This window comes from Streptomyces colwelliae, from assembly GCF_048158785.1.
Classification (GTDB): domain Bacteria; phylum Actinomycetota; class Actinomycetes; order Streptomycetales; family Streptomycetaceae; genus Streptomyces.
In genome coordinates, this window is record NZ_JBLTJC010000057.1 from 1 (window position 1) to 19,677 (window position 19,677).

Sequence of the window (19,677 nt, forward strand, 5' to 3'; positions counted from 1 at the left end):
CACAGCGTGCCTCCGGAGGGTGCCGCTCTGTCACCGACAGCTAGTAGGGTGACCAGCTCGGGGGCCACCTGCGCCGTATGAGAAGAGGTGGGGTACGGGGATGACTGTCGGCACGAGCAGCGCGCCGTCGAAGCCCTGGCCGACGGCCGCGAACCGCCAGACGTCCTTCAGGTAGAAGTCACCCAGCATCACGGCCCGCTCGGTGGTGAACTCCGAACCGTTGAACGAGTAGCGGGCCACTTCTTCGCCGCCCGCGACGATCCGGACGTACCCGGGGGCGATCTGCGACATCTGCCCGGCGCCGTCGAGCGTCGCCGTGAACGCCAGCTTGTGGATCTGCGGCGGGATCTTGTCGAGCGTGACCCGGAAGGACTCCGAGTCGCCCGCCTGGGCACCCAGGAGCTGGATGGACTCCTCGGGGGACTTCGGCTGGTTGAAGAACACGAAGTACCGGTCGTCCGAGAGCCGCTCCTCGGCGTCGAGACCGAAGCAGCTGATGTCGAACGTCAGCCCGGGGCCGGTGATCTGCACGCCTACGTACAGATCCGTGCCCGCGGTGAGGTCACTGATCTTGGCCTTGTGGCCGCGTTGGAATTCCCTGGCCATGCGTAACGACCGTCCCCCATCCCGATGCAAGTGCGTCGCGTCAGGCTAACGGCAATCTCTGACACCGGAGTAAGTCGGTACAGACCCGGTACACAATCCCCCACAAGGGGGCCTCACTCGTCGCGGGCGCCCGGCGGATGGGGCAGCCGCTCGGCCGCGACCACGCCTTCGAGGTAGCCCTTGGCCCGCTCGGTGCGCGGGTACGCCTCCAGGAGCCGCCAGAACCGCGGCCCGTGTCCGGGCACCAGGAGATGCGCCAGCTCGTGCAGCAGCACGTAGTCCACGACGTACTCGGGCATGCCCTGGAGCCGGTGGGAGAGGCGGATGCTGCCTTCGGAGGGAGTGCAGGAGCCCCAGCGCGTGTTCTGGTTGGTGACCCAGCGCACGGAGGTGGGCCGGGCGCGGCCGTCGAAGTACTGGGCCGACAGGCGCTCGGCGCGCTCGGACAGCTCAGCGTCACCCAGCACGCGTTTGCTTTCCTGGGCGGCCAGCTTGTCGAGCATGACGGTGACCCAGCGCTTCTCCTCCGCCTCGGACATGCGGGCGGGGATGAGCACGACGGTGCGATCGCCCTCGCGGTACGCGGAGACCGTCCTGCGCCGACGCGCACTCCTGCGGACCTCGATCGCGCTCGCCCCCGAGCCGCTTGGCGGCTGGCTCGTCGTACTGCGCTGTGGTTTTCCGGCGCTGTGCAGTGGGTCGGCGGGCACGCCACGACGTTACCCTCTGCACACGCGGGAAGTCCCGACTCCGGGGCGGTTTCGGTATCGATCCGCCACCAAGCGTTTGATTTGTACGACGAATCCCACAGCCTGTGGACAACTTTCTGCACCCGACGCCCGGGCCGGGCAGGCTGGCATCGCAGGCGGAGCACCGACCGGTTCCGCCGGCACACGGGACGTACTTCCTAGGGCTACGGGGGCCTGTCATGCATCCGATGGTGAAGCCCGCGCTGCGGCGCGGCTGGCGCGATCTCCACACCGTGCAGTTCGGGATGACACCGGCGCACGCGATGACGCTGGGCCCTATGGACACGGCGACGGGCAGTTTCCTGGACCTGCTCAACGGCACGCGCGGACTGCCCCTCCTGCGCGAGGAGGGTCACCGGATGGATCTGCCCGAGGGCCACGTGGACCAGCTGGTGGAAGGTCTGGCGCACGCGGGCCTGCTCGACGACGCGCGCGGCGGCGGGCCGGCGGCCGACGCCCTCCGCGCGAAGAAGGACGTCCTCGACCGGCTGCGCCCGGACCTCGCCTCGCTCTCCCTGATCACCGGCGAGCCGGGCGAGTCGATGGGCCGTCTGGCGGCGCGTCGCGAACTGCGGGTGCAGGTGAGAGGCGCGGGCCGGGTGGGCGCGGTGCTGGCCGCGCTGTTGTCGGGCGCGGGGGTCGGCGAGATCGACGTACGCGACGGCGGTCACACCGAGCCCTGGGACGTCGCGCCGGGCGGGCTGCCCGCCGAGGCGGTCGGCGAGCGCCGGGACGAGGCGGCGCGCCGCGCGGTACGCCGGGCGGCACCGGGCCGCCCACCCCGCCGGACCTCGCAGGCCACGGCGGAGGAGAGCGACCCCGGTTTCTCCCTGGTGATCCTCGCCCCGCGCGACGACGTCGCCGTACACGCGCCCGACCCGGCCGCCGCCACCGGCCTGATCGTCTCGGGAACCCCGCATCTGTACGCCGGTGTCGTGGAGGGCACGGGAGTCGTGGGCCCGCTGGTCCTGCCCGGCGAGACGTCCTGCGCGGGCTGCCTGCACCACGCTCGCACCGACCGCGATCCGACCTGGCCGCGTCTGGTCGCGCAGTGGCGCTCCGGCAGGCAGCCGCAGGTGCGGCCCTGCGATCTGACGCTGGCCACGACCGTCGCCGGGTTGGCGGCCGCGCACGCGCTGGCCTTCCTGGACGGGCAGTCGCCGTCGAGCGCGGGCGCGCGGTGGGAGGTCTCGCTGCCCGGTCTGCACTGGCACGCGCGGCCGGTCTGGGCGCATTCCGCCTGCCCGTGCGGAGCCGCGGAGAAGGGTGCGGAGAAAGGTAAGGAGGGACACACCTCTACGGACGAGGATCGACACGCGACAATGGCAGGGGACCGGCCGTCGAGGGATGTGCGCCGTAAGGCAGACTCGGCCCGGCCGGCCGGGACTTGGAGGGCGCATGTCTGATCTTCCCCGCAAGGCGGTCACCCGCACCGCCAAGCTCGCCGCGCTCCCGCTCGGCTTCGCCGGGAGAGCGACGTGGGGGCTCGGGAAACGGATCGTGGGCGAGTCCGCGGAGATCGTCGGCCGCGAGCTGCAACAGCGCACGGCGGAGCAGCTGTTCAAGGTGCTCGGCGAGCTCAAGGGCGGTGCGATGAAGTTCGGGCAGGCGCTGTCCGTCTTCGAGTCGGCGCTGCCCGAGGAGGTCGCCGGTCCCTACCGCGCCGCGCTGACCAAGCTCCAGGAGGCGGCGCCTCCGATGCCGACACGCACCGTGCACGGTGTGCTGGCGGAGCGGCTCGGTGAGGACTGGCGCGAGCTGTTCCTGGAGTTCGAGGACAAGCCGTCGGCCGCGGCGTCGATCGGGCAGGTACACCGCGCCGTGTGGCACGACGGCCGCGAGGTCGCGGTCAAGGTGCAGTACCCGGGCGCCGGCGAGGCGCTCCTGTCCGACCTGACCCAACTGAGCCGATTCGCCCGCCTGTTGGGCCCGCTCATCCCCGGGATGGACATCAAGCCCCTCATCGCCGAGCTCCGCGACCGGGTCTCCGAGGAGCTGGACTACGGCCTGGAGGCGCAGGCCCAGCAGGTGCACGCGGAGGAGTTCGAGGGCGACCCGGATGTCATGGTGCCCGCCGTGGTCCACCAGTGCGACCAGGTCCTGGTCACCGAGTGGATCGACGGGATTCCGCTGTCGGAGGTGATCGCCGACGGCACCCAGGAGCAGCGCGACCGGGCAGGCCAGCTCCTGGCCCGCTTCCTCTTCTCCGGCCCTGCCCGCACCGGCCTCCTCCACGCCGACCCGCATCCGGGCAACTTCCGCCTCCTGCCCGCCGACCCGGACGGCAAGGGCGACTGGCGTCTGGGTGTCCTGGACTTCGGCACGGTCGACCGCCTCCCGGGTGGCCTGCCGACGCCCATCGGCGACTCCCTGCGCATGACGCTCGACGGCGACGCCGAGGCGGTCTACGAGCTGCTGCGCACAGAGGGCTTCGTCAAGGACTCGATAGAACTGGACCCCGACGCGGTCCTCGACTACCTCGTGCCGATCATCGAGCCGGCCCAGGTCGACGCGTTCACCTTCAGCCGCGGCTGGATGCGCAGCCAGGCGGCCCGCATCGCCGACCCCCGCTCCCCCGCCCACCAGTTGGGCAAGCAGCTCAACCTGCCCCCGGCATACCTCCTGATACACCGGGTGACATTGAGCACAATCGGCGTCCTGTGTCAGTTGGGCGCGACGGTGCGGCTGCGTGAGGAGCTGGAGGAGTGGCTGCCGGGGTTCGTACCGGAGGACCCGGACGAGTACGAGGAGTTCCTGGACGAGGAGGACCCCGCGGCGGAGGCGTGAGCCGGGCCGCGGGTGGCGCACGTCGGGGCGGTGGTGGCACGAGTGCGGCCTACCACCAGGCCGAGTCCAGCCGTCCCTCGATCGCCCTGAGGTTCTCCCTGGCGCAGGTGTCGCAGAAGTAGTGCCTGGTTCCGTGCTCCACGGAGCAGGTCCAGGTGGGCTGTGGGCCTTCGGACCGGGTGCCGCAGCGGGCGCACACGAGGGACCGGGGCTCCGTGGTGGAGGCGCCGGTGTCACTGCCTCCGGGAGGACTCGTCACGCGGCGACGATAACGCCGCGGCCGTGGATCGGCGGGCAGAACGCACCGCGGGGCCGGTCCGTTCGGACGGACCGGCCCCGCGAGGGAGCTTTCGCCTCCCGGGGTCGGGAGGCCACCGCTTCAGGTGTGATCGGTTACTGCATGACGGCCATGGCGAGCGCACGGCGGGCACGCATCGAGGCGCGCTCGGCCCTGCGCTGCATCCGGCGGGCGGTCACCAGGCGTACGGCCCGGCGTTCCCGCTCGGCCTCGTGCAGGCGCTCGTGCATATGCGCACGGGCCAGGGCTTCTGGGATGAGTTGCATCTCTCGGGTCCTGTTCTGGCGCGACTCGGTCGCACCCGGGGTGGTGAAGTCTGGGATCGCGGAGCCCACGGGCTCGCTGGGAGTGGACGGCTTCATCGGGGCCTGCTTCTTGGGGTCGTGCGTGAGGGGGCGGTCGATCGTTCCGAGGGTGATGTTCATGCCGTGACCGGGTTCTTGCGCGGACGGCCACGCGGCCGCTTGCGGGCCACGACGACACCCTGGACGAAGAGCTCGCCACCCCAGACGCCCCAGGGCTCACGCCGCTCCTTGGCGCCGGCGAGGCAGGCCTCGATCAGCGGGCAGGTGCGGCAGAGGGACTTGGCGTACTCGACATCGGCCGGCGACTCGGCGAAGAAGACCTCCGGGTCGTAGGAACGGCAGGGGACGGGCACGCCCAGGTTCTCGATGGCGTCGTCGAGCGCGGTGAGCGTAGTGAGCGGAGTCAAGGTGGAGTCCTCCGTGAGGCCGGGCGGGGGGATCGTTTCGGAAGGCGGTACGGACGGGGCGTGCGCTTCGAGTTGCACGGTTGTTCTTCCTCGTCTGGTCGGTCCGGCCCTGTTGGGCCGGTTGTCGGCTGGGTACCGGGTTCTTTTCTTGTCCCGAGGCCCCTTCGCTCCGTCGTCCCCGTTCGGGGAAAACAGAAGGGCCGCGGATCCCGGATGGGGTTCCGCGGCCCTGAAGGCGCCGGCCTGATCGAATCAGGCTGGATCACTCCAGGGTTCTGGCCCACGGAAGGCCCACATCTGGTGGTGCTGCGTCGTCTGCTTCCGGCTTCCGGCACCGGGGGCAAAGGCATAGGCCTGCGCCTGTGCCCCTACTGCTTCCAGTGCCTTGGTCGGTCGCTCATTGCGCTCACGGATGGGAAGAACCGCGAGAGACACGGCGGACGCCGGGCGGACGGCAGAGATGCCGGACAGACCGGTGTCCAGGTTCGAAACGCCGAGCATGCACAGGGAGACGACCGAGGGATCGGTCATTTTCACGGTGCTGCTGGAGCTGGTGTTGATGCTGATCACTGGAATCGCCTCCTCTCGGCGTCTCGGGGGACCGGGGGTGAGACCGGTCCTTCGGATATGCAAGTACAGCACGGAATCAGGGCCTTCGAGAAGGCCCCCTGTTCCCGTGTCTAAGAACCTATGGGGATTGCTGGGGCATGCGCAAACTATTTTCTCGACGAGTTTGAATCAGTCCTCCGCTGCACCCTCCGCAGGCTCCTGACCGCCGCAGATGGCCAGGACGTCGGCCCCGTAGCGGTTGAGCTTGCGGACGCCGACTCCGGGGATCCGCGCGAGTTCGCCGTCGTCGTCGGGGACGGTCTCGGCGATCGCCATCAGCGTCTTGTCGGTGAAGACGCAGAAGGCGGGCTGGCCGCTGCGCTGCGCCTGGACCTCCCGCCACTCGCGCAACCGCTCGTAGAGGCCCTCGTCCATGTCGGAGGGGCAGTCCTCGCAGCGCATCAGCTTCATCTCGCCGGCCTCGGTGAGCGTGCGTCCGCAGACCCGGCAGCGGGCCACGGTGCGCTGCGCCCGGCGCGGTACGGCCTTGGGCGTGCCCGTGAAGCCGCGCTCGATGCTTCCGGGGGCGACCGTACCGGGTCTGCCCGCGACGCCGGTCGAGCCGGGGCGCAGGCCGTCCAGGAAGCGGCTGGGGCGGCGGTTGGGGCGGCCGCCGGGTGAGCGGGAGAGGGCCCAGGAGACATGGACCCGCTCCCTGGCGCGGGTGACTCCGACGTACAGGAGGCGGCGCTCCTCCTCGATCTGTTCGTCGGTCTTCGCGTAGGTGATGGGCATCATGCCCTCGGCGACGCCGACCAGGAAGACGACGTCCCACTCCAGGCCCTTGGCCGAGTGCAGGGAGGCGAGGGTGACGCCCTGGACGGTCGGGGCGTGCTGGGCGTTGGCCCGCTCGTCGAGTTCGGCGACCAGGTCGGCGAGGGTGGCTCCGGATCTGGCCGCGGCGAAGTCCTGGGCGAGGTTGACCAGGGCCGCCAACGACTCCCAGCGCTCTCTGACGGCGCCGGAGCCGGCCGGGGGCTCGGTGGTCCAACCCTCGCCGGAGAGGACGGCACGGACCTGGGAGGGCAGGTCGATGACGTCGTCGAGAAGGGAGTCGTTGCCGCCGAAGCGGGCCGCGCCGCGCAGGGCGATGCCGGCCTTGCGGACCTCGGGGCGGTCGAAGAACCGCTCGGCGCCGCGCAGTTGGTAGGGGACCCCGGCGTCGGCGAGGGCCTGTTCGTAGGTCTCGGACTGGGAGTTCGTGCGGACCAGGATCGCGATCTCGCTCGCCGGGACGCCCGCGTCCATGAGGTCGCGGATGCGGCGGGCGGCACCCTCGGCCTCGGCGGGCTCGTCGGTGTACTCGACGTAGACGGGCTCGGGACCCGCGGTGCGCTGGGAGATCAGCTCCAGCCGGTGGTCGGCGGCCCGGCCGCGGGCCTGGGAGAGCAGTCCGTTGGCGAGGTGGACGACCTGGGGTGTGGAGCGGTAGTCGCGGACCAGCTTGACGACGGTGGCGCCGGGGTGGCGGGTGCGGAAGTCGAGCAGGTGGTCCGGCGTCGCTCCGGTGAAGGAGTAGATCGTCTGGCTGGCGTCGCCGACGACACACAGGTTGTCGCGGTCGCCCAGCCACAGCTCCAGGAGGCGCTGCTGGAGCGGGCTGACGTCCTGGTACTCGTCGACCACGAAGTGCTGGTACTGCGAGCGGACCTGTTCGGCGATGTCGTGCCGGTCCTGGAGGACGGCGACGGTGAGCAGCAGGACGTCCTCGAAGTCGATGACCGCGCGGTCGCGCTTGACGTCCTCGTAGGTGGCGTAGAGCTGGGCGATCTCGGCGGGGGCGCGGGGGACGTCGCGGCCCGCCTTGGCCGCCGCGGCCGCGTAGTCGGAGGGAACGGTCTGGGTGACCTTGGACCACTCGATCTCCGCGGTGACGTCCCGCAGTTCGCCGCGGTCGAGACGGATGCGGCAGGCGGCCGCCGCGTCGGCGACGAGCTGGATCTTGCGGTCGACGAGCCGGGGCATGCTGCCGCCGATCGCTTTCGGCCAGAAGTACTGGAGCTGGCGGAGCGCGGCCGAGTGGAACGTCCGTGCCTGGACTCCGGTGGCGCCGAGCTGGCGCAGGCGGCCGCGCATCTCGCCGGCGGCGCGGTTGGTGAAGGTGACGGCCAGCACGCTGGAGGACTGAAGGACCCCGGCGCGCACTCCGTAGGCGATCCGGTGGGTGATCGCCCGGGTCTTGCCCGTGCCGGCGCCCGCCAGCACGCACACCGGACCGCGCAGGGCGGTCGCCACCTCGCGTTGCTCGGGGTCGAGTCCTTCGAGCACCGCGTCGGCCGAGTCCGGTACCTGCGGGAAGAGGGAGGAGTGCGTTGCTGCTGTCACACGGCCATGCTGCCAGGTCGCCGGAGACGGATGAGTCGGTTGTCCACAGGGAGGCATCCGCAGTCGTACTAATGCGGCAGGCGTCACGTGCCGCATGCCGCCCCTGATGGGAATGGCGGCCGTGTCGCGTACGTTCCCTCCACTGCGAGGACACATCCCCCGAGCTGTTGAGGAGCGCGAGAGAATGTCGGGCACTGTGACGATGTACAGCACCACGTGGTGCGGTTACTGCCGTCGGCTGAAGGGCCAGATGGACCGCGAGGGAATCGCGTACAACGAGATCAACATCGAGCAGGACCCGGCTTCGGCGGCGTTCGTCGAGAAGGCGAATGGCGGGAATCAGACGGTCCCGACCGTACTTTTCGAGGACGGTTCGACGCTCACGAACCCCTCGCTGGCCCAGGTCAAGCAGAAGATCGGCGCCTGAACGACGCCCCGCGCGCGACTCCGCGAAAGGCGGCCCCTGATGTCAGGGGTCGCCTTTTTGCCGTCCGCCTTGTGTTGATCGTTCTCCTCGAGTCGGTCGTCCGCCTCACGCGGCCGGCTTGTCCCACACGGCTACGTAGCGCCACAGGAGCCGTCGCCGGAACCGGGCCCCGGGCAGCAGGCGCCGGATGGCCTCGCAGACCTCTCCCCAGCACATGGCGGAGTCCTCGATCGGCATGCCGACAGGCCCGAGTTTCCCGCCGTGTCGTCGTGCCAGGAACCGGCTCACGGGCAGCCCGCAGCCGCTGATCACCCAGTCCAGGAACGTCTTGTTGTACGCCAGGCCGACGATCACCAGTCGGCCGCCGGGGGCCGTCAGGCACACGAGCCGTCCGACGGCGTCCTCGAACTCCGTGTGGTGGACGACGGCGACCGCGCTGACGAAGTCGTACGTGCCTTCGCCGAGTGAGTCGAGCGAGGTGCCGTCGAGGTAGTCCGCCTCTACGAAGGTGACGTTCTCCGGCACGTCCGCGCGGGCGAGCAGGATCATCTGCGGCGAGCGGTCCACGCCCGTCACGGAGCCGGCCCTGCTCGCCAGCTTGCGGGCCAGCAGGCCGTCCCCGCAGCCGACGTCCAGGGCGGCGCGGCAGCCGGCGGGCACGGCGTCCACCACCACGGGGTGGTAGTGGACGTTGTGGTTCCAGTACGGGTCGGCCATCCGCACCCCACTCATCCGCGCCCCGTCATCCGGCCTCCTGGGCCCCTCAGACGAAGGTCCGCGTCGGCAGCGGCTTGCCGTACCAGAGCTCGATCAGGCGGGCCGCGATCGAGATGCCGTACGGCGGCAGCACCTCTTCGGACTCGAAGGCCGCGCGCAGTTCCTCGCGGGAGAACCAGCGGGCCTCGTGGATCTCGTCGCCGTCGACGTTGATGTCGGTCGAGGTGGCGCGGGCCATGAAGCCCAGCATGAGGCTGGACGGGAAGGGCCAGGGCTGGCTGGCGACGTACTCGACGTGGCCGACGGTGATGCCTGCCTCCTCGAAGACCTCGCGGCGCACCGACTGCTCGATGGACTCGCCGGGCTCCACGAAACCGGCGAGCGTCGAGAAGCGGCCCTCGGGCCAGTGCACCTGGCGGCCGAGCAGGATGCGGTCCTCCTCGTCGGTGACCGCCATGATCACGGCGGGGTCGGTGCGCGGGTAGTGCTCGGCGCCGCAGGCCGGGCAGCGGCGGATGTGGCCGGCCGCGGCGATCACCGTGCGCTCGCCGCAGCGGGAGCAGAAGCGGTGCAGGCGCTGCCAGTTCTCCAGGGCGACCGCGTGCACCATCAGGCCCACGTCCCGGGGTGACAGCAGGAGGCCCGCCTCGCGCAGGCCCGCGGGGCGCGCCGACTGGTCGATGCGGCCGGGCAGGGCGTCCTTCTGGAGGGCGAAGTAGCTGACGCCGTCGTCGTCGGCGCCCAGGAAGTAGCGGTGCGCCTCGGTGAGGGGCGCCTCGAAGGAGGGCGTCATGACGAGTTCGGTCTTGCCGTCGGGTGTCTCGTCGATGAGGACCTGGCCGCCGGAGACCACGAAGCAACGGGTGGTGGGGTGGCTCCATGCCGCGGCGAGCCAGGCCTCGTCGAGCCGGTGGTGGGCGGCTCGGTCGATGCCGCTCGGGGCGGTGAGCGAGATGGGTCGGTCGGCTGTGTGGTCGGTCCAGGTGGTCACGGGTGCTTCCAACTCCCCCGGCAATGCGGATTGTTTCGGCGGGCGGTTCAGCGGGACGTACGGCAGGAGGCGACCGGGTCCGGCGGGGACGGGGTGTGCGGGGCGGTTCTTCCAGTGTGCCTCGCGCGCGTAGCCGTTCCGGATCGCGGGTTCGTCAGGGCGCGCGGCGCCAGGTGTCGGCGAGGTCTCCCCACAGGTGGGCGGTGGTTTCGACGCCCTTCAGGAGGAGGTCCAGTTCGACCTTCTCGTTCGGGGCGTGCCAGCCGTCGGAGGGGACGGAGATGCCCAGGAAGAGGACGGGTGCCGCGAGGACTTCCTGGAGGTCGGCGGCCGGTCCCGAGCCGCCCTCGCGGGTGAAGAGGACCGGCTTCTCGAAGGCGCGGGCCATGGCACGGACGACGGACTGGAGCGCCGGGTGGTCCAGCGGGGTCAGGCACGGGCGCGTGGCCGCGCTGAACGTGATCTCCTGCCGGATTCCGTCGGGCACCTGCTGGGTGGCCCAGGCTCGGACGGCCTTCTCGATGTGGTCGGGGTCCTGTCCCGCGACCAGCCGGAAGGAGAGCTTCACCATCGCCGAGGACGGGATGATCGTCTTGCTCCCCGGGCCCTGGTAGCCGCCGCCGATGCCGTTGACCTCGGCCGTGGGGCGGGCCCAGATGCGCTCCAGGGTGGTGTGTCCGGCTTCTCCTTGGGTGGCGTACGACTTGGCGGTGCGCAGCCACTCCTTCTCGTCGAAGGGCAGCTCGGCGAAGAGCTCGCGCTCCTGGTCGGTGAGTTCGACGATGCCGTCGTAGAAGCCGGGGACGGCCACGCGTGCGTGCTCGTCGTGCAGCGCGGCGACGAGGCGGGCGGCGGCGGTCGCCGGGTTGGGCACGGCACCGCCGAAGGAGCCGGAGTGGATGTCCTGGTCGGGGCCGTGCAGGCGGATCTCGCACTCGGCGAGGCCGCGCATGCCGGTGCACACCGTGGGGGTGTCCTCGGACCACATGCCGGTGTCGGAGACGATCACGGCGTCGGCGGCGAGCCGGTCGGCGCGGTCCTCGACGAGCGCCCGGAAGTGCGGGGAGCCGGACTCCTCCTCGCCCTCGATCAGGAGCTTCAGGTGGACGGCGGGAGCGGTGCGGCCGGTGGCGGCGAGGTGGGCGCGGACGCCGAGTGTGTGGAAGAACACCTGGCCCTTGTCGTCGGCCGCCCCGCGCGCGTAGAGGCGGTTCTCCCGGACGACGGGCTCGAAGGGCTCGCTGTCCCAGCCGTCCTCGCGGGCGGCGGGCTGGACGTCGTGATGGCCGTAGACGAGGACCGTGGGTGCCTCGGGGTCGTCGGAGGGCCATTCGGCGAAGACGGCGGGGGCGCCCGGGGTCGGCCAGACCTCGGCAGTGGGGAAGCCGGTCTTCCGGAGTGTGGCGGCGAGCCAGTCCGCGCTGCGCCGGACGTCGGGCGCGTGGTCGGGCTGCGCCGACACGGACGGGATGCGCAGCCACTCGGCGAGGTCGTCGAGGAAGGCTGCGCGGTGCTGCTCGATGTACGTGCGGACCGCGCTGACGGCACTGTCAACGGTGTGGCTCATGGTCACGAGCCTATCGGCCCGCACTGACATCCTCGGTGGGCGGTTCCTCACAGTTTGCTTGCGCGGCCGGTTACTCCCCTTGCGCGCCCGGTGATTCCACCTGCGCGCCCGGCTGCTCCAGCAGCAGCCGCTCCAGCGCGGCCCGGTCCGGGAGGTTCTCCGGCCGTACGACCTCGCCGCCGCGCACGTACAGGAACGCGGCCGTGACCGTCTCCAGGGGCACGCCCTGCCGCTCGGCCCAGGCCACCCGGTAGATCGCGAGCTGGAGCGGGTCGGCGGTGCGGGTGCGGCTGGTCTTCCAGTCGAGGATCTCGTACGTCGTTGCGTCACCGTCGCCCTGTCTGTAGACGGCGTCGATACGGCCCCGTACGACGCGGCCGGCGATCGCGAGCTCGAAGGGGGTCTCGACCCGGTAGGGCGTGCGCCGGGCGTACTCGGTGCGTTCGAAGGCTTCCTTGAGGGCTTCCAGGTCGCGTTCGTCGGCGATCTCGGCCTCGCTGCCGGGCAGTTCGTCCGGCTCCAACATGGGCAGGGTCAGCTCTTCGAAGCGTGACTCCACCCAGGCGTGGAAGCGGGTGCCCCGACGTGCGGCGGGTTGCGGTGGGCGCGGCAGCGGGCGCGCGAGTTCCTGCGCGAGCGCGTCCGGGTCGGCGGCCAGGAGCATCAACTGGGTGGCCGTGAGGGAGGCCGGCAGGGGGACGTCGGTGACTCCCCGGCGGGCGCGCAGGAGTTCGCCGGTGAGGGCGTCGAGGTCGCGGTCCCAGGAGGCGATGGCGCGGGCCTCCTCGGGGGTGAGGCGTGTGCCGGGCGGTTCCGTGGGGTGCGGGCGTGCGCTCCCTGGCGTACTGGAGTGGTCGGCGGAGTGCGGGGCCGTCGCCTGGTGCGGGACGGTCGGGCGGTCCGTGGTCCAGGCGTCCCAGTCGGCGGGGTCGTCCTCCGGAGGCCCTTCTTCGGCGTCGGTCTCTGCTCCGGGGAGGGACTCCTCGTAGGGAGGCTCTCCGAAAGGTGGCTCTTCGTAAGGAGGTTCGTCGTCCTCCGGTGGTGGGGGCCAGTCCGGGTCGTCGTGGGCGTTCGGGTCGTGCGTGGCCGCGGGGTGGCCCTCGTCGTGGGAGGCGAGGTGTTCGAGGTGTTCCAGAACCCTTCTGGCAGCCGTACGGCGGTGGGCCAGCGCGGTGTCGTCCAGGGGCAGCGGCCAGGCCTGGTCGGCGGTGGCCGTGTGCAGGGCGGGGTTCTCCGCGTCCTCCTCGGGCCGGTCCGCCCAGGCCTCGATCTCGCCGTACCCGGCCGCGCAATGGTCGTACAGGGCCTGGAGGAAGTCGGAGGGGCCGCGGGGCTTCTTCTGGGTGGGGCCCCACCAGTGGCCGGAGCCGAGGAGCAGGGAGCGGGGGCGGGTGAAGGTGACGTAGCCGAGGCGGAGTTCCTCGGTGTGCTGGTGGTCCTTCATGGCCTCCTGGAAGGACTTCAGGCCTCTGGAGTCCCAGGAGGCGACGTCGGGCAGGGTGGCGGTGTCGCCGCGCAGCGCGTGCGGGAGGACCTTGCCCTGGGCGGTCCACTTCTCGCGGCCCTGGCTACTGGGGAAGGTCCCGGTGACCAGGCCGGGGACGGCCACGACGTCCCACTCCAGGCCCTTGGACTTGTGCGCGGTGAGCACCTTGACGGTGTTCTCGCCACCCGGGAGGGCGTTGTCGAGACCCTTCTCGTACTGGGCGGCGGTGCGCAGGAAGCCGAGGAACGCGAGCAGAGTGGCCTCGCCGTCGCCCGCGGCGAAGGAGGCGGCGACGTCCAGGAAGTTCGACAGGGTCTCGCGGCGGCGGGCGGCCAACGCGTGCGGGGACGCCGCGAGTTCGACCTCCAGGCCGGTGACGGCGAGGACGCGGTGCAGGACGTCCATCAGGGGGTCGGACAGGGAGCGGCGCAGGTCGCGCAGTTCGGTGGCCAGGTGGGCGAACCGCACGCGCGCGTCCGGTGAGAAGGGCAGCCCGTCGTCGTCCCCGGCGCGGTCGGTGCCGTAGAGGGGTGTCTCCAGGAACGTGTCGAGGGCGTCGGCCAGCGATATCACCTCGGAGGGGTCGACCCCCTCGACGGCCTCGGCGAGCCGGCGGTCTGGGTCTTCGTCGTCCCCCACGCGCGTGTGCGCCACGAGGCGGCGGGCGCGTCGGCCCAGGAGGGCGAGGTCGCGTGGGCCGATGCGCCAGCGCGGGCCGGTCAGCAGCCGGACCAGGGAGGCGTTGGCGCCGGGGTCCTGGAGGACTTCGCAGACGGCGACGAGGTCGGCGACCTCGGGCAGGTGCAGCAGCCCGGAGAGCCCGACCACCTCGACCGGGATGTCGCGGGCGACGAGGGCACCCTGGATCTCGGCGAAGTCGGTGGCCGTGCGGCACAGGACGGCGATCTCGCCGGGCGCTTTCCCGGTCCGTACGAGGTGGGCGATGGAGTCGGCGAGCCAGTCGATCTCCTCGGTGTGGGTGGGCAGCAGCGCGCAGCGGACCATGCCGTCGCGCTCGGCGCCGGGGGCCGGTCGGAGGGCCTCCACGCCCGCGTGCATGGCGCGTAGGGGCTCCGCGAGGCCGTTGGCGAGGTCGAGGAGACGGCCGCCGCTGCGGCGGTTCTCGCTGAGCGACTGGCGGGCGGCGAGGCTGCCATCGGCGTGCGCGAAGTGCTCGGGGAAGTCGTCGAGGTTGGCGACGGACGCGCCGCGCCAGCCGTAGATCGCCTGGCAGGGGTCGCCGACGGCGGTCACGGGGTGACCCGTGCCGGCGCCGAACAGGCCTGCCAGGAGGATGCGTTGGGCGACCGAGGTGTCCTGGTACTCGTCGAGCAGCACCACCCGGAACTCGTCGCGCAGGATGTCGCCGACCTCGGGGCGGGTGCGGGCCAGGGTCGCGGACAGGGCGATCTGGTCACCGAAGTCGAGCAGGTCGCGCTCGCGCTTGGCGGTCCGGTAGCGGCTCACCAGCTCGGTGAGTTCACGCCGTGCGGCGGCCGCCTCGGGGACCTTGCGCAGCTCGGCGTTGCTGAGTTTGCGGCCCTCCAGGTCGCGCAGCAGCTCGGCGTCGTACGCGCGCAACTCCTCGGGGCGTACGAGGTGTTCGGACAGTTCGCCGTCGAGGGTGAGGAGGTCGCTGACGAGGTCCGGGAAGGAGCGGGTGAGTGCCGGGTAGGGGCCGGGGGCCTCGCGCAGCACGCGCGCGGCGAGCTGGAAACGGGTCGCGTCGGCGAGCAGGCGGGCTGTTGGTTCGAGTCCGATGCGCAGGCCGTGGTCGGTCAGGAGGCGGCCCGCGAAGGCGTGGTACGTCGAGATCACGGGCTCGCCCGGGGGGTTGTCCGGGTCGATGACGTCGGGGTCGGTGACGCCCGCCTTGATGAGCGCCTTGCGGACGCGCTCGGCGAGTTCACCGGCGGCCTTGTTGGTGAAGGTCAGGCCGAGGACCTGCTCGGGGGCGACCTGGCCGGTGCCGACCAGCCACACCACGCGGGCCGCCATCACCGTCGTCTTGCCCGACCCGGCTCCGGCCACGATCACCTGTGGGGCGGGCGGCGCGATGATGCAGGCCGTCTGCTCCGGGGTGAAGGGGATGCCGAGGAGCTCCTTGAGCTGATCGGGATCGGTGATACAGGCGGGCATGTCGGAGAGGCTAGCGGCGGCCACTGACAGTCGAGGACCAATCGCCCTCAGGGGCAGAAGAAGCGCAGGTCAGCACATGTGGTGCGATACGTCACGCGGGTTACTCGACGACGTGTCGTCCCTCGGGCCGCGCGCTGCACGAGGCCCGGAACGCGCAGTGCGCGCAGTGCTGCCCGGCCGTGGGCGTGAACCGTTCGTCGAGGACCTTGCCCGCGGCCGTGGCCAGCAGCTCACCGGCCCACTCCCCCTCCAGGGGCTCCTGAGCCTGCACCTTGGGCAGGGTCTCGCCGCCGTCCCGTTGGGCGGCGCCCTGGCGCAGCTGGACGAGTTCGGCGCCGCCCGGTTCGGGGCGCACTCCGTCGAAGGCCTCGTCGACGGCGCCCTCGCGGACCGCGATCTGGTAGACGGCGAGTTGAGGGTGTCGCTCCACCTCGCGGGCGGTCGGCGTCTGTTTGCCGGTCTTGAAGTCGACTACGTAGGCGCGTCCTTCGCCGTCCGCCTCGACGCGGTCCATGGAGCCGCGGATGCGCACTTCGTAGTCGCCCGCTCCGAGGGTGACGTCGAAGTCGTGCTCGCTGGCGACGGGGGTGCGGCCGGTGCGGACGCCGTTGGAGTCGACGTGCCACTTCAGGAAGCGTTCGAGCGCCACGCGCGCGTTGTCCTTCTCCTGCGCCGACTTCCAGGGCGCGTCGAAGGCGAGCGCGTTCCACACGGTGTCGAGGCGCTCCATGAGGACCGCGAGGTCGGCGGGGGTGCGTCCGGAGGCGACCTCGTCGGCGAGGACGTGCACCACGTTCCCGAAGCCCTGGGCGGCGGTCGCGGGCGCGTCGGCCTTCACCTCACGGCCCAGGAACCATTGCAGGGCACAGGTGTTGGCGAGCTGGTCGAGGGCGCTTCCGGAGAGCACGACGGGCTGGTCGCGGTCGCGCAGCGGCACCTTGCTCTCGGTCGGCTCGTACATGCCCCACCAGCGGTACGGGTGCGCGGACGGGACCAGTGCGCGGCCCTCCTCGTCGGCGAGCGCGGCCAGCCGGGCCAGCCGGCGTGCGGCGGCCTCCCTGAGGGTCTCGGACACGCGCGGGTCGACGGTCGTGGCGCGCAGCTCGGCGACCAGTGCCGCGACCGACAGCGGGCGACGCGGGCGGCCGGTGACGTCCTTGGGCTCGACGCCGAGTTCGGTGAGGAAGCGGGACGGCTGGTCGCCGTCGTCCGCGGGTGCCCTCACCGCGGTGACGACGAGGCGTTCACGCGCGCGCGTGGCGGCGACGTAGAACAGGCGGCGTTCCTCGGCGAGCAGGGCCCCCGGGGTGAGCGGTTCGGCGAGTCCGTCACGGCCGATGCGGTCGGCCTCCAGGAGGGAGCCGCGTCGGCGCAGGTCCGGCCACAGGCCCTCCTGGACGCCGGCCACGACGACCAGGTTCCACTCCAGGCCCTTGGAACGGTGCGCGGTCATCAGGCGTACGGCGTCGGGGCGTACGGCACGCCGCGTGAGCGTGTCGGCGGCGATGTCCTCGGCGTCGATCTCCTCCAGGAAGTTGAGGGCGCCCCGGCCCCCCGTGCGCTCCTCCGCGCGGGCCGCGGTCGCGAACAGCGCGCAGACGGCGTCCAGGTCACGGTCCGCGTTGCGCCCGGCCGCGCCGCCGCGCAGTGCGGCCCGCTGCAGGCGCCCGGGCCACGGTGTGCCCTGCCAGAGGTCCCACAGCGCCTCCTCGGCCGTACCGCCGCCCGCCAGTCGCTCCCGTGCCTTGCGCAGCAGCGCGCCCAGGCGCTGGGCTCCACGCGCGTACGTGGGGTCGTGCGCGACCAGCCGCTCCGGCTCGGCGAGCGCCCGCGTGAGCAGCTCGTCCGAGGGCGGCGGCACGGGATTGCCACCGGCCCGCTCTTCTTCGCGCAGCGCCCGGCCCAGTCGGCGCAGGTCGGCGGCGTCCATGGCGGCGAGGGGGGAGGCCAACAGAGTGAGCGCGGTTTCGGTGTCGAGCCAAGAGGGGACGGCGGGCTCTTCGGAATCGCCTTCCGGCGTGGCCTGTTCGTGCTCGGCTTCCCCCGCGGCCTGTCCGTGCTCGTGCTCGTGTTCGGCCTCCCCGGTGGCCTGTCCGTCGTCGGCTTCCGCCGCGGCTTCTTCTACGGCGTCGGCCTCCCCTACGGCTCGTACGGCTTCGGTGTCGTTCTCGGGCCGTGCCGAAGCCTCCGCCGTCGCCACCGCCCGCAATGCCGTCAGCAGGGGTGCCACCGCCGGTTCGTGGCGCAGGGGCAGGTCGTCGCCGTCGATGTCCAGGGGGACGCCGGCCGCCGTGAGGGCGCGTCGGATCGTGGGGATGGTCCGGGAGCCGGCGCGCACCAGGACGGCCATGTCGCTCCAGGGGACGCCGTCCTCCAGGTGCGCCCTGCGGAGGATGTCGGCGATGTTGTCCAGCTCCGTGCCGGACGTCGGGTACGTGTACACCTCGACGCGGCCGCCGTCCCGTACCGGGGACAACTCGCGGTGGGCGCGCACCTTCTGCGCCGGGAGCCTGGTCAGGGGCATGCGCTGGGTCAGCAGCCGGGTGGCGGTCAGCAGAGCGGCGGCAGAGCGGCGGGAGGTCCGGAGCACCTCCACGGGGGCCGGGCTGCCGTCCGCGCGCGGGAAGGCACTCGGGAAGTCCAGGATGCCGTTCACGTCGGCGCCCCGGAACGTGTAGATCGACTGGTCGGGGTCGCCGAAGGCGACGAGGGTGCGGCCACCGCCGGCGAGGGCGTGCAGCAGCCGTACCTGAGCCGGATCGGTGTCCTGGTACTCGTCGACGAACACCGCGTCGTACTCCGCGGCGAGCCGCTCGGCGACCTCGGGGCGGTGGGCGAGAAGCACCGCGCGGTGGACGAGTTCCGCGTAGTCGAGCACTCCTTGGAGGTCGAGTACGTCGAGGTACTCGGCGAGGAAGGCGGCGGCGGCACGCCAGTCGGGGCGGCCGATGCGGCGGGCGAAGGCGTCCAGGGCGCCGGGGTCCAGGCCCAGTTCGCGGCTGCGGGCGAGGACCGCGCGGACCTCGTCGGCGAAGCCGCGGGTGGTGAGACAGGCCCGCAGTTCGTCGGGCCAGCGCACGTGGGCGAGGCCGAGCCGCTCCAGGCCGGGCTGGCCGGCGAGCAGTTCCCGTACGGCGACGTCCTGTTCGGGGCCGGACAGCAGCCGTAGCGGCTCGACGAACAGGTCGCTGTCCTGGTGGGCGCGGACCAGGGCGTAGCAGAACGAGTGGAAGGTGGTCGCGCGGGGCGCGCGGGCGGCGCCGATGCGCAGGGCCATGCGGTCGCGCAGTTCGACGGCCGCCTTGCGGCTGAACGTCAGCACGAGGATCCGCGCGGGGTCACCTCCCCGGGCGATCCGGGCCGCGACGGACTCCACGAGGGTGGTGGTCTTGCCGGTGCCCGGACCTGCGAGGACGAGCAGCGGACCGGCCGAGTGGTCAACCACCGAGCGCTGTGGCGCGTCCAGACGAGGGGGAACCGGCCGGGTCGGCGGGGTACGCACCAGTCGGTAAGCGCCACGGTTCCCCTGTCGCCCCTGGGGGTGCGACAGGCGCCTGGTGGAGGAAGAGGAGCTCACGTGGTTCGCCGGTCCTGGTGGGTGTGCTGGTTGCCTGACCACCGCGCGTGGAGAGCGGTGACCGCGAGGTGAGGGGGACAGGTGCAGCCGACGCTACGCCGACGGGTCGCGGGGAAGCAGGGCTTCCGCTCGTTCCCCCACGGCTCGCGCGACCCTCGCGTCCCTCGCCCCTCGAACGTACGGCATGCCACGGACGTGCCGGGTTTCCCCCGTACGGGCCACAGGTCGCCTCGGGGCGCGTCCGATGGCGGAAGCTGTCAGGTGTGACCGTCCGCGCGCTCGCCACCGTCCCATCGCGCCCGTTTCATGTCGACGCGCGGCAGGTGACCCTCGGCGGCTCTGCTCGCCTCCTTCAGAGGAGTGCCCTCCGCGCGGTAGGTGTCCAGCGCCTCCAGTTCGTGGCCCGGGAGCAACACGCCGTCCGCGCGGACGACCCGCCACCACGGAACGGCTCCCCCGTAGAGGGCCATCACGCGGCCGACCTGGCGCGGGCCGCCCTCCTCCAGCCACTCGGCGACGTCCCCGTACGTCATGACGCGCCCGGGCGGAATCCGTTCGGCCACGTCGAGGACGCGCTCCGCGTACTCGGGCAGCGCATTTCCGTGCTCAGGACCGGTGTCGTCCGGAAGGCTCTCCTCGCTCATCCGCCCCATCCTGCCGCACCCCACCGACAGTGCGACGCGCTGG

General features: G+C 71.9%; 15 protein-coding genes and 1 pseudogene. 3 read left to right on the forward strand and 13 right to left on the reverse strand.

The genetic code is table 11. From position 1 onward, the window contains the following. Nucleotides 1-117: 117 nt before the first annotated feature. Nucleotides 118-606 (reverse strand): annotated as a pseudogene (locus tag ACNFOC_RS14665) (TerD family protein); the annotation flags it as partial. A 113-nt stretch (nt 607-719) separates the two neighbouring features. After that, nucleotides 720-1,316, reverse strand: a complete 597-nt coding sequence (locus ACNFOC_RS14670) for a M48 metallopeptidase family protein (protein WP_328679205.1) — start codon at nt 1,314-1,316, stop codon at nt 720-722. A gap of 218 nt (nt 1,317-1,534) precedes the next feature. Here ACNFOC_RS14670 and ACNFOC_RS14675 point away from each other — a divergent pair, with 218 nt between their 5' ends. Together ACNFOC_RS14675 and ACNFOC_RS14680 are read left to right on the forward strand one after the other, a co-directional pair. Then, nucleotides 1,535-2,761, forward strand: a complete 1,227-nt coding sequence (locus tag ACNFOC_RS14675; RefSeq protein WP_416959552.1) for a TOMM precursor leader peptide-binding protein — start codon at nt 1,535-1,537, stop codon at nt 2,759-2,761. Continuing rightward, nucleotides 2,754-4,142 (forward strand): ABC1 kinase family protein, encoded by a 1,389-nt coding sequence (locus ACNFOC_RS14680; protein ID WP_416959553.1) that lies wholly within the window; start codon nt 2,754-2,756, stop codon nt 4,140-4,142. The genes ACNFOC_RS14675 and ACNFOC_RS14680 overlap by 8 nt, the downstream gene beginning before the upstream one ends. Before the next feature lie 49 nt (nt 4,143-4,191). On the opposite strand, the gene ACNFOC_RS14685 is transcribed toward ACNFOC_RS14680, so the two are convergent. From ACNFOC_RS14685 to ACNFOC_RS14705, 5 genes are all read right to left on the reverse strand, one after another. Beyond that, entirely contained in the window at nt 4,192-4,401 is a 210-nt protein-coding gene (locus tag ACNFOC_RS14685) for a hypothetical protein (RefSeq protein ID WP_416959554.1), read from the reverse strand. 134 nt (nt 4,402-4,535) lie between these two features. Next, entirely contained in the window at nt 4,536-4,865 is a 330-nt protein-coding gene (locus ACNFOC_RS14690; RefSeq protein WP_043674579.1) for a putative WhiB-interacting protein, read from the reverse strand. Continuing rightward, nucleotides 4,862-5,230, reverse strand: coding sequence for a WhiB family transcriptional regulator (locus tag ACNFOC_RS14695; protein ID WP_019058340.1), 369 nt, complete (start codon nt 5,228-5,230; stop codon nt 4,862-4,864). Before ACNFOC_RS14695 ends, ACNFOC_RS14690 begins: the two co-directional genes overlap by 4 nt. 174 nt (nt 5,231-5,404) lie before the next feature. Further along, complete coding sequence (locus ACNFOC_RS14700) at nt 5,405-5,722, reverse strand: hypothetical protein (RefSeq protein ID WP_416959555.1); 318 nt, start codon at nt 5,720-5,722, stop codon at nt 5,405-5,407. A 168-nt stretch (nt 5,723-5,890) separates the two neighbouring features. Next, entirely contained in the window at nt 5,891-8,143 is a 2,253-nt protein-coding gene (locus tag ACNFOC_RS14705) for an ATP-dependent DNA helicase UvrD2 (RefSeq protein WP_416959556.1), read from the reverse strand. 127 nt (nt 8,144-8,270) lie between these two features. Here ACNFOC_RS14705 and ACNFOC_RS14710 point away from each other — a divergent pair, with 127 nt between their 5' ends. After that, nucleotides 8,271-8,513, forward strand: coding sequence for a mycoredoxin (locus ACNFOC_RS14710; protein WP_416959557.1), 243 nt, complete (start codon nt 8,271-8,273; stop codon nt 8,511-8,513). Nucleotides 8,514-8,618: 105 nt separating this feature from the next. Here ACNFOC_RS14710 and ACNFOC_RS14715 read toward each other — a convergent pair whose 3' ends face one another. The 6 genes from ACNFOC_RS14715 to ACNFOC_RS14740 form a co-directional block, all read right to left on the reverse strand. After that, nucleotides 8,619-9,245 carry a class I SAM-dependent methyltransferase gene (locus tag ACNFOC_RS14715; RefSeq protein ID WP_416959558.1) on the reverse strand — a complete coding sequence of 209 codons (627 nt, stop codon included), beginning with the start codon at nt 9,243-9,245 and terminating at the stop codon, nt 8,619-8,621. A 31-nt stretch (nt 9,246-9,276) separates the two neighbouring features. Then, a complete protein-coding gene (gene nudC / locus ACNFOC_RS14720; RefSeq protein ID WP_416959559.1) occupies nt 9,277-10,221 on the reverse strand; it encodes an NAD(+) diphosphatase in 945 nt (314 codons plus the stop codon). A gap of 154 nt (nt 10,222-10,375) precedes the next feature. Continuing rightward, the gene (locus ACNFOC_RS14725; protein ID WP_416959560.1) at nt 10,376-11,788 is read right to left on the reverse strand and encodes a dipeptidase; all 1,413 of its coding nucleotides are present in this window, start codon (nt 11,786-11,788) and stop codon (nt 10,376-10,378) included. 70 nt (nt 11,789-11,858) lie between these two features. Next, nucleotides 11,859-15,413 carry an ATP-dependent helicase gene (locus ACNFOC_RS14730; RefSeq protein ID WP_416959561.1) on the reverse strand — a complete coding sequence of 1,185 codons (3,555 nt, stop codon included), beginning with the start codon at nt 15,411-15,413 and terminating at the stop codon, nt 11,859-11,861. A 100-nt stretch (nt 15,414-15,513) separates the two neighbouring features. Then, nucleotides 15,514-18,990: an ATP-dependent helicase gene (locus ACNFOC_RS14735; RefSeq protein WP_416959562.1), complete on the reverse strand. Its 3,477-nt coding sequence runs from the start codon at nt 18,988-18,990 to the stop codon at nt 15,514-15,516. Between the two features lie 257 nt (nt 18,991-19,247). After that, nucleotides 19,248-19,634, reverse strand: coding sequence for an MGMT family protein (locus tag ACNFOC_RS14740; RefSeq protein WP_416959563.1), 387 nt, complete (start codon nt 19,632-19,634; stop codon nt 19,248-19,250). Between the last annotated feature and the right edge of the window lie 43 nt (nt 19,635-19,677).